This window comes from Pararhizobium qamdonense (assembly GCF_029277445.1).
Lineage (GTDB): Bacteria > Pseudomonadota > Alphaproteobacteria > Rhizobiales > Rhizobiaceae > Pararhizobium > Pararhizobium qamdonense.
The window spans coordinates 1656173-1672678 of record NZ_CP119566.1 but is presented as its reverse complement, the minus strand read 5'-3'; the positions used below and the strand labels follow the sequence as shown (position 1 = coordinate 1672678).

19 protein-coding genes are annotated in these 16506 nt (G+C 60.7%); 3 read left to right on the top strand and 16 right to left on the bottom strand.

Translation table 11 applies throughout. From position 1 onward, the window contains the following. Positions 1-65: 65 nt before the first annotated feature. The 3 genes from PYR65_RS08030 to PYR65_RS08020 all read left to right on the top strand — a co-directional run bounded on the left by PYR65_RS08030 (position 66) and on the right by PYR65_RS08020 (position 5915). Positions 66-1058 carry an ABC transporter substrate-binding protein gene (locus PYR65_RS08030; protein WP_060639735.1) on the top strand — a complete coding sequence of 331 codons (993 nt, stop codon included), beginning with the start codon at positions 66-68 and terminating at the stop codon, positions 1056-1058. A 354-nt stretch (positions 1059-1412) separates the two neighbouring features. After that, positions 1413-2606: an efflux RND transporter periplasmic adaptor subunit gene (locus tag PYR65_RS08025; protein ID WP_276120585.1), complete on the top strand. Its 1194-nt coding sequence runs from the start codon at positions 1413-1415 to the stop codon at positions 2604-2606. A gap of 15 nt (positions 2607-2621) precedes the next feature. Then, positions 2622-5915: an efflux RND transporter permease subunit gene (locus tag PYR65_RS08020; RefSeq protein WP_060639733.1), complete on the top strand. Its 3294-nt coding sequence runs from the start codon at positions 2622-2624 to the stop codon at positions 5913-5915. 346 nt (positions 5916-6261) lie between these two features. Here the strand turns inward: PYR65_RS08020 and ureG are convergent, their stop codons facing one another. The 16 genes from ureG to urtD all read right to left on the bottom strand — a co-directional run bounded on the left by ureG (position 6262) and on the right by urtD (position 16503). Further along, the gene (gene ureG, locus PYR65_RS08015) at positions 6262-6873 is read right to left on the bottom strand and encodes an urease accessory protein UreG (protein WP_060639732.1); all 612 of its coding nucleotides are present in this window, start codon (positions 6871-6873) and stop codon (positions 6262-6264) included. A 38-nt stretch (positions 6874-6911) separates the two neighbouring features. After that, complete coding sequence (locus PYR65_RS08010) at positions 6912-7583, bottom strand: urease accessory protein UreF (RefSeq protein ID WP_276120584.1); 672 nt, start codon at positions 7581-7583, stop codon at positions 6912-6914. Beyond that, a complete protein-coding gene (gene ureE / locus PYR65_RS08005) occupies positions 7576-8052 on the bottom strand; it encodes an urease accessory protein UreE (protein WP_276120583.1) in 477 nt (158 codons plus the stop codon). The genes PYR65_RS08010 and ureE overlap by 8 nt, the downstream gene beginning before the upstream one ends. 106 nt (positions 8053-8158) lie before the next feature. Further along, on the bottom strand, positions 8159-8698 hold the full coding sequence (locus tag PYR65_RS08000) for a peroxiredoxin (RefSeq protein ID WP_276121000.1): 540 nt from the start codon (positions 8696-8698) through the stop codon (positions 8159-8161). A gap of 187 nt (positions 8699-8885) precedes the next feature. Further along, the gene (locus PYR65_RS07995; protein WP_276120582.1) at positions 8886-9566 is read right to left on the bottom strand and encodes a TIGR02117 family protein; all 681 of its coding nucleotides are present in this window, start codon (positions 9564-9566) and stop codon (positions 8886-8888) included. A 28-nt stretch (positions 9567-9594) separates the two neighbouring features. Continuing rightward, positions 9595-11304 (bottom strand): urease subunit alpha, encoded by a 1710-nt coding sequence (gene ureC, locus PYR65_RS07990; protein ID WP_276120581.1) that lies wholly within the window; start codon positions 11302-11304, stop codon positions 9595-9597. A gap of 3 nt (positions 11305-11307) precedes the next feature. Continuing rightward, positions 11308-11715, bottom strand: coding sequence for a PIN domain-containing protein (locus tag PYR65_RS07985; RefSeq protein WP_276120580.1), 408 nt, complete (start codon positions 11713-11715; stop codon positions 11308-11310). Continuing rightward, positions 11702-11965 carry an AbrB/MazE/SpoVT family DNA-binding domain-containing protein gene (locus PYR65_RS07980; RefSeq protein ID WP_060639727.1) on the bottom strand — a complete coding sequence of 88 codons (264 nt, stop codon included), beginning with the start codon at positions 11963-11965 and terminating at the stop codon, positions 11702-11704. The genes PYR65_RS07985 and PYR65_RS07980 overlap by 14 nt, the downstream gene beginning before the upstream one ends. 10 nt (positions 11966-11975) lie before the next feature. Beyond that, entirely contained in the window at positions 11976-12641 is a 666-nt protein-coding gene (locus tag PYR65_RS07975; RefSeq protein ID WP_276120999.1) for a Urease operon accessory protein, read from the bottom strand. 38 nt (positions 12642-12679) lie between these two features. After that, positions 12680-13114: a lysozyme inhibitor LprI family protein gene (locus PYR65_RS07970; protein WP_276120579.1), complete on the bottom strand. Its 435-nt coding sequence runs from the start codon at positions 13112-13114 to the stop codon at positions 12680-12682. Continuing rightward, positions 13111-13416 (bottom strand): urease subunit beta, encoded by a 306-nt coding sequence (locus tag PYR65_RS07965; protein WP_276120578.1) that lies wholly within the window; start codon positions 13414-13416, stop codon positions 13111-13113. Before PYR65_RS07965 ends, PYR65_RS07970 begins: the two co-directional genes overlap by 4 nt. Positions 13417-13433: 17 nt before the next feature. Next, positions 13434-13688 (bottom strand): DUF1272 domain-containing protein, encoded by a 255-nt coding sequence (locus PYR65_RS07960; RefSeq protein ID WP_276120577.1) that lies wholly within the window; start codon positions 13686-13688, stop codon positions 13434-13436. Between the two features lie 10 nt (positions 13689-13698). Next, complete coding sequence (locus tag PYR65_RS07955) at positions 13699-14001, bottom strand: urease subunit gamma (protein ID WP_037099076.1); 303 nt, start codon at positions 13999-14001, stop codon at positions 13699-13701. 25 nt (positions 14002-14026) lie between these two features. Continuing rightward, positions 14027-14857: an urease accessory protein UreD gene (locus PYR65_RS07950; RefSeq protein WP_276120576.1), complete on the bottom strand. Its 831-nt coding sequence runs from the start codon at positions 14855-14857 to the stop codon at positions 14027-14029. A gap of 12 nt (positions 14858-14869) precedes the next feature. Further along, positions 14870-15565, bottom strand: a complete 696-nt coding sequence (gene urtE / locus PYR65_RS07945; protein ID WP_060639723.1) for an urea ABC transporter ATP-binding subunit UrtE — start codon at positions 15563-15565, stop codon at positions 14870-14872. 185 nt (positions 15566-15750) lie between these two features. Continuing rightward, positions 15751-16503: an urea ABC transporter ATP-binding protein UrtD gene (gene urtD, locus PYR65_RS07940; RefSeq protein ID WP_276120575.1), complete on the bottom strand. Its 753-nt coding sequence runs from the start codon at positions 16501-16503 to the stop codon at positions 15751-15753. Between the last annotated feature and the right edge of the window lie 3 nt (positions 16504-16506).

Genomic DNA, 16506 nt, shown 5'->3' with positions numbered 1-16506 from the left:
TGGGCAGGCACCATAAAAAAGCCGCCGGCCCGCGTCGGGCCGGCACAACAAAAAAGGGAACTGACATGAAGACGAGACTTGCATCATTGCTGCTGGCAAGCGCTTTTTCGCTGTCCGCATTCCATGCCATGGCCGCCGACAAGGTGGTGCTGCAGCTGAAATGGGTCACGCAGGCCCAGTTCGCTGGCTATTACGTCGCCAAGGACAAGGGCTTTTATGAAGCCGAAGGCCTCGATGTCGAAATCAAGCCGGGCGGCCCTGATATCGCACCGCCGCAGGTGATCGCCGGTGGCGGCGCCGATGTGGTCGTCGACTGGATGCCGTCGGCACTTGCAACCCGCGAAAAGGGCGTTGCCCTCGTCAACATCGCCCAGCCGTTCAAGGCCTCGGGCATGATGCTGACCTGCCTGAAGGAATCCGGCGTCGCCTCGCCTGCCGATTTCAAGGGCAAGACGCTCGGCGTCTGGTTCTTCGGCAATGAATATCCGTTCCTCTCCTGGATGAGCCAGCTCGGTCTGAAGACCGATGGCGGCCCGGATGGCGTCACGGTCCTCAAGCAGGGCTTCAACGTCGATCCGCTGATCCAGAAGCAGGCAGCCTGCATCTCCACCATGACCTATAACGAATATTGGCAGGTGATCGACGCCGGCATCAAGCCGGAAGACCTGACCGTCTTCAAATATCAGGATCAGGGTGTAGCCACGCTGGAAGACGGGCTCTACGTGCTGGAGGACAAGCTCAAGGACCCGGCCTTCAAGGAAAAGATGGTCAAGTTCGTCCGCGCTTCGATGAAGGGCTGGAAATATGCCGAGGAGCATACCGACGAAGCCGCCGGGATCGTTCTGGAGAACGACGCAACCGGCGCCCAGACGGAAGAACACCAGAAGCGCATGATGAGCGAAGTCGCCAAACTGACGGCGGGCTCGAACGGCGCGCTGGATGACGCCGACTACAAACGCACCGTTGCCTCGCTGCTGAAGGGCGGCTCCGATCCCGTCATCAGCAAGGAGCCGACAGGCGCTTTCACCCACGAGATCACCGACGCCGCCCTCAAGTAGGCGGTTTTACATCTGTTTTCGCTTTGGAAACGCGCGGGCTGGTCCCGCGCGTTTCGCATTTAAGACACAGGAAAAACACGGATGCGCAACAAAAGGACATAAAACAGAAGTTGCGTTGATGGGTCTCAACAAATAAAATAATGAGGAACCATTCTTTATTTCTATCATCTTGCATCGCCTGATGGGCCTGACTAAATACGGCCCGAGGCATCTTGAGGAGGATGCGGGGGAACATTTGCTCAACACGGTTGAAGCGGCATTCCCTTCCTTCCGGCAGACGGCGGCAGCGAACCTTCCATGAAGGCGGGCAGCGTCAGGAAACAGACTTAACTGGAATTTTAGGAAAGTGAGCCGATGGCCCGTTACACGACGTTTGCGTTTGGAATGTCCGCTGCCCTGCTCCTGACGCTATCGTCGGGTACCGCATTGGCGCAGGCCGCAGCTCCCCAAAAAACCGAACAGGCATTGCCGTCGATCGTCGTCAGCCAGGTCGAGACAAGGCTGATCGTTGACCGGGTTATGGCAACCGGCGCCGTCAAGGCCGTGGACGAAACCTATGTGTCCCCGCTTGTCGATGGCCTTTCCATTCGCACGCTGAATGCCGATGTCGGCGACCGGGTCGAGGCTGAAAGCACGCTGGCGACCCTCAACCCGGATATGCTGGTGCTACAGAAGAGCCAGTATGCCGCAAGCCTAGCCAAGGCCGAGGCCGCCTTTGCCCAATATGAGGCGCAGCTCGCCGAAGCGCAGGCCAATGCCGACGAAGCGGTCCGGGTCAGCGACCGCTCGAAAAAGCTCGCCGAGGCGGGATCGATGTCGACGGCGCAGCGCGACCAGGAAAAGGCCTCCGCAACCGCAGCACTTGCGCGCGTTCGCTCGGCCGATCAGCTGGTCTCCGTTGCCAAGGCCGATATCAAGGTCGTCGAAGCGCAGATTTCCGATGTCGACCTGCGCCTGGTGCGCACGGATGTGAAAACGCCGGTCGCCGGCGTGGTCTCGGCCCGCACAGCAAAGGTCGGCGCCATCGCAAACGGCACGGGCGAGCCGCTGTTCACCATCATCCGCGACGGCGCCGTCGAGATGAAGGCCGATATTATCGAAGCCGACCTGCCGAAGCTGGAGATCGGCCAGAAGGCAAAGGTGACGCTAGCCGACGGCAAGACTCAGGTCGATGGGCAAATCCGGCTGATCTCGCCGGTGGTCGATAGCCAGACACGCCTCGGCAATGTCTATATCACCCTGCTGGAACCTGAAAAAGCCAGAGTGGGCATGTATGCCCGGGCACAGATCATCGTCACGGAAAAGCAGGCGCTGGTCCTGCCGCTTTCGGCGGTCACCAATACCAAGGACGGCATGGTCGCCCGCAAGGTCGAGGACGACGTCGCCCATGTGGCTCAGGTTGAAACCGGCATACAGGATAACGGCTTGATCGAAATCCGGACCGGCCTGAAGGAGGGCGACCGCGTGATCACCAAAGCAGGCGCCTTCGTGCGCGATGGCGATCGCATCAAGCCGGTGCCTGCAGTCGCCGAAACAGTATCGAACTGATCGAGGTCATTCGCGATGAACTTTTCCGCCTGGTCCATCCGCAATCCGATCGCACCGATCCTGGGTTTTGCGCTGCTGCTCTACCTCGGCATTCAATCCTTCTATGCCTTGCCGATCACCAAGTTTCCCAACATCGACGTTCCGGTGGTGGCCATAACCGTGACCCAGAACGGCGCGTCGCCGTCGGAACTGGAAATGCAGGTGACCAAGGAGGTCGAGGACGCTGTCGCCTCGATCGCCGGCGTCGATGAAATCCAGTCCACGGTGACCGACGGACAATCGCTCACCAGCGTTGTTTTCCGCATCGAAAAGCCGACGGAAGAAGCCGTTCAGGACACCAAGGACGCCATCGACCGCATCCGCAGCGACCTGCCCGCCGATGTCGAAGAACCGGTCGTCACCAAGATCGATGTCGAAGGCCAGGCGATCCAGACCTTCTCGGTCACCTCGCCGGACATGACGCTCGAAGAGCTGTCCTGGTTTGTCGATGACACGATCAAGCGCGCGCTGCAGGGCCAGGTCGGTGTCGGCCGGATCGACCGCTACGGCGGCTCCGACCGCGAGATCAAGGTAGAGCTCGATCCGAGCAAGCTCGATTCCTTCGGCATCACCGCGCCTGACGTCAACAACCAGCTGCGCAGCACCAATGTCGATCTTGGCTCGGGCCGCAGCCAGATCGGCGGCAACGAGCAGACCATCCGCACGCTGGGCGACGCCCGCAACGTCGCCGAGCTGGCCAATACGACGATCGCGCTTCCCAATGGCCGGTTTGTCAAACTCTCCAATCTGGGCACCGTCACCGATACCTACGAGGAGCAGAAATCCTTCTCGCGCTTCAATGGCGATGCATCGGTCACCTTCGCGGTGTTCCGGTCCAAGGGCGCCAGCGAAGTCTCGGTCGCCGAAACGGTGGCAAAAAGCCTTGAAACCGTCCGCGCGGCCCATCCCGAGGTCAACATCGCGATGGTGGACGACGCCGTCTATTTCACCTACGGCAACTATGAAGCAGCCCTGCATACGCTGCTCGAAGGCTCGATCCTCGCCGTCATCGTCGTGCTTCTGTTCCTCAGAAACTGGCGTGCCACGCTGATCGCCGCCGTCGCTCTTCCCCTGTCTGCGATCCCGACATTCTGGATCATGGACCTGATGGGCTTCTCGCTCAATCTCGTCAGCTTCCTGGCATTGACGCTGGCGACGGGTATTCTCGTCGATGACGCCATCGTCGAAATCGAGAACATCGCCCGGCATATCAAGATGGGCAAGACGCCGTACCGGGCGTCGCTCGATGCCGCCGATGAAATCGGTCTGGCGGTTATTGCCACCAGCTTCACGATCATCGCGGTCTTCGTGCCGGTCTCGTTCATGCCGGGTGTTGCCGGGCAATATTTCATCCAGTTCGGCCTGACCGTCGCCTTCTCCGTGTTCTTCTCGTTGATGGTGGCGCGCCTGATCACGCCGCTGATGGCAGCCTATCTGATGAAGCCCGAGGATGGCGTCGACGACCATCACGACAATGACGGCCGCCTGATGAAGGGCTATACCTGGCTGGTCAGCGCCACGACCCGGCGCTGGTACATGCGCTATGCCACGATGCTGGCCGCTTTCGCGTTCCTGGCCGGCTCGCTTTTCCTGATGGCGCAGGTCCCCGGCAGCTTCATGCCGCCGGACGATGCTTCGCGTGTCGTGCTTTCGGTCGAATTGCCCCCCAACGCGACGCTGGTTGAAACCGACAACACGACCGAGCAGATCTACAATGCGGTCCGTGGTATCGATGGCGTCGAGAGCGTCTTCATTCTCGGCGGTGCGTCTCCGAAGGGCGATCTCGAACTGCGCCGCGCCACCGTCCGCATCATTCTCGGCACGATCGATCACTCGCTGGTGAAAACCCTTGTCAACAAGGGCCTCGGCAATCTTCCGCTGATCGGGCAATATATGCCGAAAATGCAGATGGATGGCCGCACGCGTCCGCAGTGGGATGTCGAGAAGGATATTTTCGCCAACCTGCGCGGCATCCCGGATGTGCGCATCACCAAGCTCAACGATCGCGGCGAGCGTGAATTGACCTTCAATTTCCTGTCATCCAACGAGGACGACCTGAATGAAGCCATCGGCCTCTTGGAAGGCAAGCTGCGCGCCTCACCCATCCTGTCCAATGTCAGTTCCGAAGGGGCCCTGCCCCGGCCGGAATTGCAGATCCATCCGCGCAAGGATGAAATCGCCCGTCTCGGCATCACGCCACAGCAGATCTCGCAGACCATCCGCGTTGCCACGACAGGCGATGTCGATGCAGCCCTGACCAAGATCTCGCTCGATAACCGGCTGATCCCGATCCGCGTCCAGACGTCGCTCGACGTCCGCCGTGATCTGCAGTCGATCGGTGCCCTGAAGGTGAAGACCGCATCGGGGGCGACTGTTCCGATCGATAGTGTCGCTGATATCAGCTACTCGGAAGGACCGAGCTCGATTCTGCGCAATGCGCGTAATCGTGTCGCCTCGATCGGTTCCGACGTGCCGCAGGGCACGGCACTCGATACCTCGACAGCCGAGTTCAAGCGGATCGTCGATGAAACGCAGCTGCCCTCGACCGTGCGGCTTGCCGAAAGCGGCGATGCCAAGATCCAGAGCGAGATGATGCAGAGCTTCGGCAACGCCATGCTGCTTGGCCTGCTGATGGTTCTGGTGGTGCTCATCCTGTTGTTCAAGGATGTGATCCAGCCGTTCACCATCCTGTTGTCGCTGCCGCTGGCGATTGGCGGCGTCGCGGTGGCGCTGATCCTGACACGCAACGCGTTTTCGATGCCGGTCATGATCGGGGTGCTGATGCTGATGGGGATCGTCACCAAGAATGCCATTCTTCTCGTCGATTTCGCCGTCGAGATGAAGCGCCATGGCATGGAGCGGGTCCAGGCCATGATCGAAGCCGGCCGCAAGCGCGCCCAGCCGATCATCATGACGTCGATCGCCATGTCGGCCGGCATGATCCCTTCAGCACTTGGCGTCGGCGAAGGCGGTTCGTTCCGCGCGCCGATGGCAATTGCCGTGATCGGCGGCATCATCGTTTCCACCGTGCTGTCGCTTCTCGTGGTTCCGTCGTTCTTTCTTATCATGGACGACGTCTCGCGCCTGATCGGCTGGCTGTTCGGCCGCTTCGTCGGCAAGAAGGACGACGAACTGGATGTTCTTGAAAACGAAGCTTTGACCGGCATCGTCACCGATCAGGCCAAGACGATCGACGCGTTGGAAAAACGGCTCGACAAGCTGGAAGGCCCCAAACGCAGCGGCAACGTCATCCATCTCGCAGCCGAATAGGGGTGCGGGCCTGCCTTATAAAAAAGCCCGGCCGCATCGTGGATGCGGCCGGGCTTTTTTGTTTGGACGGCAAAGCTTAGAGCGCTTCATCTTTAAACGGAAGCATTCTGCCGGAAGGAATTTCGGCCAGAACCAAGGTGGCTGGCGAAGAGCGCAGCAGAAGCTGCGGTCGAGACGGGCGCAGCCGGTCATGGCCGAAATTCATCCGGCCCTCCGGGTTGGCTGAAAACGGCCGTCCACTGTGTCGGATGGCTGGCCCGATGGGTCGGCATCGCTCTGCGCCATCCTTCGTGTGGAACGGCCGTTTTGAGCCAACAGAATCGCTTCCGTTTAAAGATGAAGCGCTCTAAAGCCCGCCTTCGACCCGCAAAAATTCGACGATCGTCTCGATACCATCGCCGCGCTTCATATCGGAAAACACGAAGGGCCGCTCGGCGCGCATGCGGTTGGCATCGCGCTCCATCACATCGAGATCGGCGCCGACATAGGGTGCCAGATCCTTCTTGTTGATCACCAGCAGATCCGAGCGGGTGATGCCCGGCCCGCCCTTGCGCGGGATTTCCTCGCCTTGGCAGACCGAAATCACATAGATGGTGATATCGGCCAGATCGGGCGAAAACGTCGCGGCCAGATTGTCGCCGCCGGATTCGATGAAGATCACATCGAGATCGGGAATGCGGCGGTTGAGATCGGCGATCGCCTGCAGGTTGATCGTCGCGTCCTCGCGGATGGCCGTATGCGGACAACCGCCGGTCTCGACGCCGACGATCCTGTCGGAGGGCAGCGCCTGCATGCGCACCAGCGCCTCGGCATCTTCCTTGGTGTAGATGTCGTTGGTGACGACGGCGACCGAATATTGCGCGCGCATCGCCTTGCAGAGCTTGTCCGTCAGCGCCGTCTTGCCGGAGCCGACCGGGCCGCCGATACCGACGCGAAGGGGACCATTGGCAGATTTCATCGCAATATTCCTTTCAAGAAAGCGGGCGCTCGAAACCGTCAGGACCGGAAGAGCCGCGAATGCAATGTCTCATGGCGCAGGGCCGAAATATCGGCCGTGATGGTGGCAGAGCCGAGATCGTCCAGCGTCGTGGCTGCGGCCCGCGCCGCCGTCGCGGAGATCACCGGCTCGAGCTTGACCAGCACGCCGAGACCATGCGTTTGCCCGGTAACGCCACACCGGATCGCCACCGAAACGAGATTGGAGGCACTTGCATGCAGGTAGGCCGCAAGCGCTGCCTCCAGCCCCGTTCCATGGATGCCCGCAACCGCACCGACGGCAACGGGATAGGCGATAGCACCGTGGAGCGTTTCAAGGCCCGGATGCGGCCAATGGGCTGCGGCCGTCAGGAACGCCTCGCCCTGCAGCATCGTTTCCATGTGCCGCTCGCGCGATCCGGCCAAAGCTTCCGCCAGTTCCCGCACCGCCGCCAATCTTGGCGCATCGCCACAGGCACGGTAGCTCTCGGCCAACAGCACGGCGTCATTCCAGGCAGAACCATGCTCGATCAGCGCCTGCAGCCATGCCGCAAGCCCTGGCGCATCGGTCACCAGACCATCGTGCACCGCCTGTTCGAGCCCGCCGGAATAGGAGAACGCGCCGACCGGAAAAGCCGGCGACAACCATGTCACCAACCGCAAAAGCGCCTGCGTCCCGGCCAGATCAGTCATGGGCGTGATGATGGCCGCCGTGCGAATGCCCGCCGGACCCGTGATAGGCGCCGCGCATCGGCTGGAACGGTTCCGTGACCTCGCCGATCGTCGCGCCCAAACCTTCCAGCATCGCCTTGATGACGGGATCGCGCAGGATCAAAATCCGGTCCGGCCGGATTTCGGCGGCCAGATGCCGGTTGCCCAGATGCCAGGCGAGTTCGATCAGGTGGAGCGGATCGCGCGGGCGGATATCGTAAAGCGGCTCGGAGATGGCTGCGATGCGCACATGATCGCCGCTATCGAGCACCAGAAGATCACCGTCAGCCAGCATGACGGCTTCCTTGAGATCGAGCATCACCACATCGTCATTGTCGAGATGCAGCAGTTTGCGGCGCAGATGGCGCTGATCGTGGGCAAGCGCAATGGTGTGCAGCGGTATGATGCCGGCCGGGCCGGGCGACAGGATTTCGGTCGAGCGATAGGGCATTCAGCAAGCCTTCAAATTCATTCATGCCACTGTAACAACAAAAAAATCCGGCGCCAGACCAAAGAAACCCGGCGCCGGATGTCATGGAAAGGACATAGGCCTGAGATCAGGCCGCGATCTTTTCCGACTGCAACGCGCCAAGAATGTTCTGCGGCGCGGAAACGCCATAGGGATCGCTGTCGGCATTGTCGCAATAGCCGTCTTCTTCGAACCACTGCTCGACGACACCATCATTGATGACGGCAGCATAACGCCAGGAGCGCATGCCGAAGCCGAGATTGTCCTTGGACACGAGCATGCCCATCTTGCGGGTGAACTCGCCGGACCCATCCGGGATCAGCTTGACGTTTTCAAGGTTCTGCGACTTGCCCCAGGCATTCATGACGAAGGCGTCGTTGACGGAAATGCAGTAGATCTCGTCAATGCCCTCTGCGCGGAAATCAGCCGCCAGCTTTTCGAAATCGGGAAGCTGGAAGGTCGAGCAGGTCGGCGTGAAGGCGCCCGGCAGCGAGAACAGGATGACGCGCTTGCCGCCGAAATAATCCGCCGACGAAACATCCTGCCAACGGAATGGATTGGCACCACCAACGGCTTCGTCGCGAACGCGCGTACGGAAGGTAACGGACGGCACTTTTCTGCCAATGATCATGATAAACTCCTTGAAAGACAGACGCCCCCGCGCGGCAGGTCTTGGGAGGAACAAGGCACAGGAGGTCACCTGTTTTCTACAGCAAGTCCTGTTGCGATGCAGCACAAAGGGCACGAAAAACATGCCGCGCATGGCTGACCTGCACCGCGCGCATGTCTATGCCTGCGGCGAAAAGCCAATGAATTCAGTTATACAGCGTCAGCGATGCCGACAGCAAAACCGGCAATGGGTTCCACCAGCCGGTCTGCAACCCAGCCTCGCGCAGGGCCTTCGCCGTCCAGGTATTGCAACCTCTCAAAGCGCTGAACCAGCCATTGGCTTCGAAGAAACGGTCGTTTTCTCCGTAACCTGCATCCGGTATCGCCGCGATGCGCCCATCCACCGTCGCGAAGCTGGCCTCGATGAAAGACAGCAGGCGTTGATATCCCTCCGTGCCGATCTCGAAACTGGCAATATGATCGGCAGGCTCGATGATCTCGCCGGCAACATCGGCGTGGACGACGGAGCGGTCCAGCGTCAATCCCTTGAACAACGGCACCGGCTTCAGATCCGACCAGGCCGGCGTTTCCATATAAAAGGCCCGCCCGCCCCAGCCAAAAATCAGCCAGCGCGCATCCGGATGCGCAACCGGCATGCCGCTTTCCGACAGAAACGGAAACCGGGCCAGCGTCTCAGCGGTGACCGGAATGGCGATATCCGTGTGGATGGGATTGGAGAGCACGAGGATCCGGTGCGTTTCGCCCACAGCCGTTCCGGCCTTCGCCACAGGCCACAGGGGACGCGGCACGAATGTCCCGGCGGCAACGCACAGGATTGCCGTGAGCAGGACGGCCGCCAGCCAGCGCAAGGGCCTTCTCCAGGACATCGGCATTCTTTCTTGATGAGCAACTATTCTAGAACATGAAGTAGCGTTGCGCCATCGGCAAGACGGTTGCCGGTTCGCAGGTCAAAAGCTCGCCATCGGCGCGCACCTCGTAGGTTTCGGGATCGACCTCGATATGCGGCGTCAGGCTATTGTGGATCATCGAGGCCTTGCTGATGCCGCCACGGGTGTTTTTCACCGCGATCAACTGCTTGGCAACACCAAGGCGCGCCTGCAGGCCGCCGTCCAGCGAGGCCTGCGACACGAAGGTGACCGAGGAATTCGTCCGTGCCTTGCCAAAAGCGCCGAACATCTGCCGGTAATGCACCGGTTGCGGCGTCGGGATGGAGGCGTTGGGATCGCCCATCGGAGCGGCCGCGATCATGCCGCCGAGAAGGACCATGTCGGGCTTCACGCCGAAGAAGGCAGGGTTCCACAGCACCAGATCGGCGCGTTTGCCCGGTTCGATCGAGCCGATCTCATGGGAAAGACCCTGGGCGATGGCGGGATTGATGGTGTATTTGGCGATATAGCGGCGCACCCGGAAATTATCGTTGTCGCCGGTCTCCTGAGCCAGCCTTCCCCGCTGCCGCTTCATCTTGTCGGCGGTCTGCCAGGTGCGGATCGCCACCTCGCCGACCCGGCCCATCGCCTGGCTATCGGAGGAAATGATCGAGAAGGCGCCGATATCGTGGAGAATGTCTTCGGCCGCAATGGTTTCCTTGCGGATCCGGCTTTCGGCAAAGGCGATATCTTCAGGAATGGACGGCGACAGGTGATGGCAGACCATCAGCATGTCGAGATGTTCGGCCAAGGTGTTGATCGTGTAGGGCCGGGTCGGGTTGGTCGAGGACGGGATGACGTTCGACTGGCCGCAGATCTTGATGATGTCAGGCGCATGACCGCCGCCTGCCCCTTCGGTGTGGAAGGCATGGATCGTGCGGCCCTTGATGGCGTCGATCGTATCCTCGACGAAGCCGCTTTCGTTCAGCGTGTCGGTGTGGATCATCACCTGAACGTCAAAGGCATCGGCGACCGACAGGCAATTGTCGATGGCGGCAGGCGTCGTGCCCCAGTCCTCGTGCAGCTTCAGGCTGGACGCGCCGGCAAGGATCATCTCCTCCAGCGGCGCCGGCAGCGAGGCATTGCCCTTGCCGGCCAGCGCCAGATTCATCGGAAAGCCGTCAAAGCTCTCGATCATCCGCTCGATATGCCAGGCGCCCGTGCAGGTTGTCGCCAGCGTGCCATGCGCAGGGCCGGAACCGCCGCCGAGCATCGTGGTGATCCCCGACATCAGCGCTTCCTCGATCTGCTGCGGGCAGATGAAATGGATATGGGCGTCCATGCCGCCTGCCGTGACGATCTTGCCCTCGCCCGCAATCACCTCGGTGGACGGGCCGACGATGATGGTCACGCCCGGCTGCGTATCCGGATTGCCAGCCTTGCCGATCGCCGCGATCCGGCCGTTCTTCAAACCGATATCGGCCTTGACGATGCCGGTGTGGTCAACGATCAGCGCATTTGTGATGACGGTATCGACAGCGCCTTGAGCCCGCGTTGCCTGGCTCTGGCCCATGCCGTCGCGAATGACCTTGCCGCCGCCGAATTTCACCTCGTCACCATAGGTGGTGAAATCCTTCTCCACCTCGATGAACAATTCGGTATCCGCCAGCCGAACCTTGTCGCCGGTGGTGGGACCAAACATGCTGGCATAGGCCGCGCGCGACATTTTGTAGGACATGGTCTACCTCTGAAGTTCGGAAAAATTGGGAGATTTCGATGCTGCCTTGTCGAACGTCATCGTCATTCGGCAACCGTTTTTCCTGTTGACCTCTCCGATGAGATGGTCAGAGTAATCACCGGGATAGTTCAAAAAGCTGTTCAGAGCGCTGCTGACACTGTCGGGATCGAGAACGGTCACATTGGCCGCGTGCAAGATGCGCTCGATGATGTCGCGAATGATCGTCTTCTTTTGGCCCATTCTGTTTCGCAACACCCATATCGTTTCCGCAATGACGATATGATTGACGAAAAACTGCTCCTCACTGTGAAGGATCAGGTCTTCAACGACGCATGTCTGATCCGGCGCGTCATCCATCGTCCCGGCATCGACAAGCCAGCGCAGCAGGACGTTGGTATCAATTCCAATCATCGCTGACTTTCCCGCCCGCCGAGCGCGCGTCCTGTATCCAGCTGTCGATGTCCCCATCCGATATCGTCTGGCCGGGTTTGATCGCGCCGCGCAGACCGGCCAGCGTCTCCTTGCGGGACCTCAGTTCGAACGTGCCATTGGCTGTGGCAACAAAATCCACCTTGTCGCCCACGCCGATCCCCAGCGTTTTGCGGACCCGCGCAGGCAGCGTGATCTGATTCTTCGACGTGATTTTTGCAGATTCAGCCATAATTATTTCCTTACCTTTCTGCCAAAATGTAAGGATTTTCTGACGACTTAGCAATGGAAGGTTCGAGCCTCTCCAGCTTCCCTTCGCGAATAAAGTCTTCGACCATTTCCCTTTCCGCCGCAAACGGATGCCCCTCCCAGCCCGCATGGCCGAAACCGGCAAGCACCACGCGGTCGCCCGGCTGGCGCCAATGTGCGAGGATTTCGGCGATGACGATCAGGCCGCTGCTCGGCACGACATAGGCACCCGGATCGAACCGCTCCAGCGCCGCATCGACGCTCTCATGCGTCAAGGCCGGAACCGTATGGAAGCCCCGCCCGGTCGCCTGCGCAAAGGCGAAAAAACCATCGGTATAGTCGTCGCAGAGATCGCCGAGATCCGGATGCGTGACATTAAGTTTCCCGCGCAGAGCCTGGAACTTGGCGCCATCACGGACACACCAGATCGAAGCCGCCTGCCGAACGGCCGCATGGCTCTTCCAGACACCGCCACCCAGCATGGAAAGCGCCGGACGCCCGGTGTTGCAGACGGCGACAATATCCGTCTTCTCGCCGCCCGCGCCACAGGAGCGGCAATCATTGAAGCGGATCACCAGGTCGGCAGCGTCGATAACAGCGGCCGCGCCTTTTGGCATCGTCCCGTTTCCAACAATCATGATGGTCCGGCGCGCGGTCACGGGCAATTCGGTTTCCCTATCGCTCGGTTTCCCATCTTTCAGTTTCCAAATCTTTCGGTAAAGCCCTTCAGTTCCTCGCTACGCTTCTTCGTCAGGCCGGCAAGACAGACGGATACCAGCATCGGCTCAAGCGATCCTCCCCGCGCTTCAAACCCGGCCAGCTCACACTGCCCGTCACGATAATCGATCCAGGCCCGCTGCGCTTTCTTCAGGGCATCGACGGCGCCGGGATAATTTGCGTCGATCTCACCAAGGTCCTTATCGGCATTCTTCATCGCCGCCATGGCCTTCTTATAGACCGCGTTCAGCTCGGTATCGGCCGCCTCATAATCCTTGTTGGCGCAGATCGTCATGTCAGTTTGGGTCTCGGCATTGGCGCAATCGACATTCGGTTGGTCTTGCGCCTGCGCAGAAACAATGCCTTGAAAAAGCGTGGCGGTAATCAGGCCTGATACGAAGAAAAAACGCCTCATAACTTACCCATCACCTTCTGGCGGAAACCATAGACCTCGCGCTTTCCGGCAAAGGGAATGAGCGTGACGCTGCGGGTCTGCCCGGGCTCGAAACGCACGGCCGTTCCGGCCGGGATATCGAGCCGCCTGCCATGCGCCACCGGGCGGTCGAACAGAAGGGCCGCATTCGTCTCGGCGAAGTGATAATGGCTGCCCACCTGCACCGGCCGGTCGCCGCTGTTGGAGACCTCCAGCGACACGGTTTCCAGCCCTGCATTCAGCTCGATATCACCGCTTGCCGCAATAATTTCACCGGGGATCATCGTATCATCTCTCCTGTTCAGGCAGCCTTGATCGGCGCACAGCCTTCGGCCTTCAAGACCCGCTCTGTGGAGGCCGGGAACTTGCCGAGCTTGGCGGCAGGGCGAACCGGGCGGCGCACAAGTTCGCCGCTGCAGTTCGGGCATTGTCCGTCGAGAACCTCGGAAACACACTGGGTGCAGAAGGTGCATTCGAAACTGCAGATCATCGCCTCGCGGCTGCCGGGCGGCAGGTCCTTGTTGCAGCATTCGCAATTGGGTCTCAGTTGCAGCACGGCCGTTCCCTCAGCGAATGGGTTCGTGAACGGTGACCAGCTTGGTCCCGTCCGGAAAGGTCGCCTCGATCTGGATGTCGTGGATCATCTCGGGGATGCCCTCCATCACCTGGGCGCGGGTGATGACATGCGCCCCCGCTTCCATCAGATCCGGCACCGAGCGGCCGTCGCGGGCGCCCTCGACGACAAAATCGGTGATCAGCGCGATCGCTTCAGGATGATTGAGCTTGACGCCGCGCTCCAGCCGCCGGCGGGCGACCATCGCTGCCATCGAAATCAGCAGTTTGTCTTTTTCACGGGGTGTCAGGTTCATGCGCGGTCACCAGATTGCGGGTCGATTACAGGTTCCAGACTTTCGGCACAGAGGCGCCCTTGCGCAAGTGCGAAATGACCGGGATGAGGATTTTTCTCAAGGCGAAACCATCCGGCGCAACGAGGCGGGCAATCAGCTTGTCCTTGCCAACAACCTGATAATGGCTCACCCCGCCGGCAATGCCGCCGATCAGGCCGCGCAGAGTATCGACGTGCCGCTCGCAATCGGCGCCGGTGTAAAACAGTGTCGCAAAAGCCACCTGCCCGCCGAGCACCGCGCTCTCGCGCGTCAGGCCGGTGATATCACCGTTCAGCCTGAGGTTTTCCGCATGCAGCAGCGCGCCGTTGCTGCGGATGCGCCAGCGGTCCTGAAACAGGCCTTCGCGCATTGCCTCGCCCATCGCCTTGCGGCCGAGAAGCACGGCCTCGACCGCCAGAAATTCCGCCCCTTCGGCCAGATCGACCTCCAGCTTGCGTGACAGCGAGGCGCGGTCGAACAGGATGGTTTCCTGCGGCAGCCAATGGACAGTGGCCCCCGCGCCAACCGAAATCTGCGCGGTCACATCAGCGGTGCCGGCGCTTGCCCTGTAGATCTTCTCGCAGGCCTGGGTGGTCAGGGTGAGATGCGTGCCCTCGCCGGCCACGAACGACCACTCCATATGGTCGCCACCGGTCAGGCCGCCGGAACTGTTGATCAGCACCGCTTCCATCGTCGTGTCGAACGTATCGGGCAGCCTGATCTTGGCGCAGCCCTCCTGGTAGAATTCGCAAAGCCGGGTACGCCCCGCAAATGGCTTTGCCACCAGCCGCCCTTTGCCCCATGCCCTTTGCGGAGCGATCCCTGCTGCCTCAGCCATTGCCATCCGATGTCACACTGTGAGGTGGCGGCGCGCTTCCGGCGTATCCAGCGTTTCGGCCGGGCCTTCATGCACGATCTCGCCGCGGTCCATGATATAGACATGGTCTGCAAGCTCACGGCAGAAGTCAAGATATTGTTCCACAAGCAGAATTGCCATCCCGGTGGAATCGCGCAGATACTGGATCGCCCGGCCGATATCCTTGATGATCGACGGCTGGATGCCCTCGGTCGGCTCGTCCAGAACCAGGATTTTCGGCCGCGTCACCAGCGCCCGGCCAATCGCCAGCTGCTGCTGCTGCCCGCCCGACAAATCACCGCCGCGGCGGCCAAGCATCGAGCGCAGGATCGGAAACAGGTTGAAAATATCCTCGGGAATGTACCGGTCCTTGCGTGCCACCGGCGCATAGCCCGATTCCAGGTTTTCCTTGACCGTCAAAAGCGGAAAGACTTCGCGGCCCTGCGGCACGAACCCAATACCGTGCTTGGCCCGGTTATAGGGCGCCATGCCGTTCAGCACCGTGCCGTTAAAGGCGATGGTGCCGGCGCTCGGCCCATGCTGGCCGGTGATCGCGCGCAACAGGCTGGTCTTGCCGACACCGTTGCGGCCGAGCACGCAGGTGATCTTACCCATCGGCGCAGTAATGGAGACGCCACGAAGGGCCTGGGCCGCGCCGTAGTGCAGATTGATGTTGTCGACGGTCAGCATGCTCTTCTTCCTTCTGTCCATCCCGGCGATCTGGGTGGTGGCGTTGTCTCGGTAACACCTCCCCCTTGAGGGGGGAGGTCGCAGCAACGCTGCGGGTGGGGGTGACCCATTGTTTGACGCTGAAAATCACCCCACCCCGCCGCTTCGCGCCGACCCTCCCCCTCAAGGGGAGGGTAAACGCATCCTCACCGCCCCAAATAGTTCTCGATCACTTTCGGATCGTTGCTGACGAAATCGATCGAGCCTTCGGCGAGCACCGAGCCCTCGGCAAGGCAGGTCACTTTGACGCCGAGATCCCGGATGAAGCCCATGTCATGTTCGACGACGACGACCGAGCGGGTCTTGGCGATTTCTTTGAGCAGGATGGCGGTCTCGGCCGTTTCCGCGTCGGTCATGCCGGCCACCGGTTCATCGACCAGAAGCAGTTTTGGCTCCTGCGCCAGAAGCATGCCGATTTCCAGCCACTGTTTTTGCCCATGCGAGAGATTGGCGGCGAGGTCGTCCTTGCGGGACGTCATGCGCACCGTTTCGAGGATCTCCTCGATGCGCGCCTTGTCGGCCGGTGTCAGGCGGTAGAACAGCGTTGAAAACACCCCGCGTTTCCGGTTGAGCGCCAGTTCGATATTGTCCCAGACCGTATGGCTTTCAAACACCGTCGGTTTCTGGAACTTGCGGCCAATACCCAGCTGGGCAATATCAGCCTCGTCCTTCTTGGTCAGATCGATATCGCCGTTGAAGAACACCTGGCCGCTATCGGGCCGGGTCTTGCCGGTGATGATATCCATCATCGTCGTCTTGCCGGCCCCGTTCGGCCCGATGATCGCCCGGAGCTCGCCGGGTTCGACCACGAAGGACAGCGAATTCAGCGCCTTGAACCCATCAAACGAGACCGAAACGCCATCGAGATACAGCAGGCTGCGGGAGGTCTTTTCATCCATCGG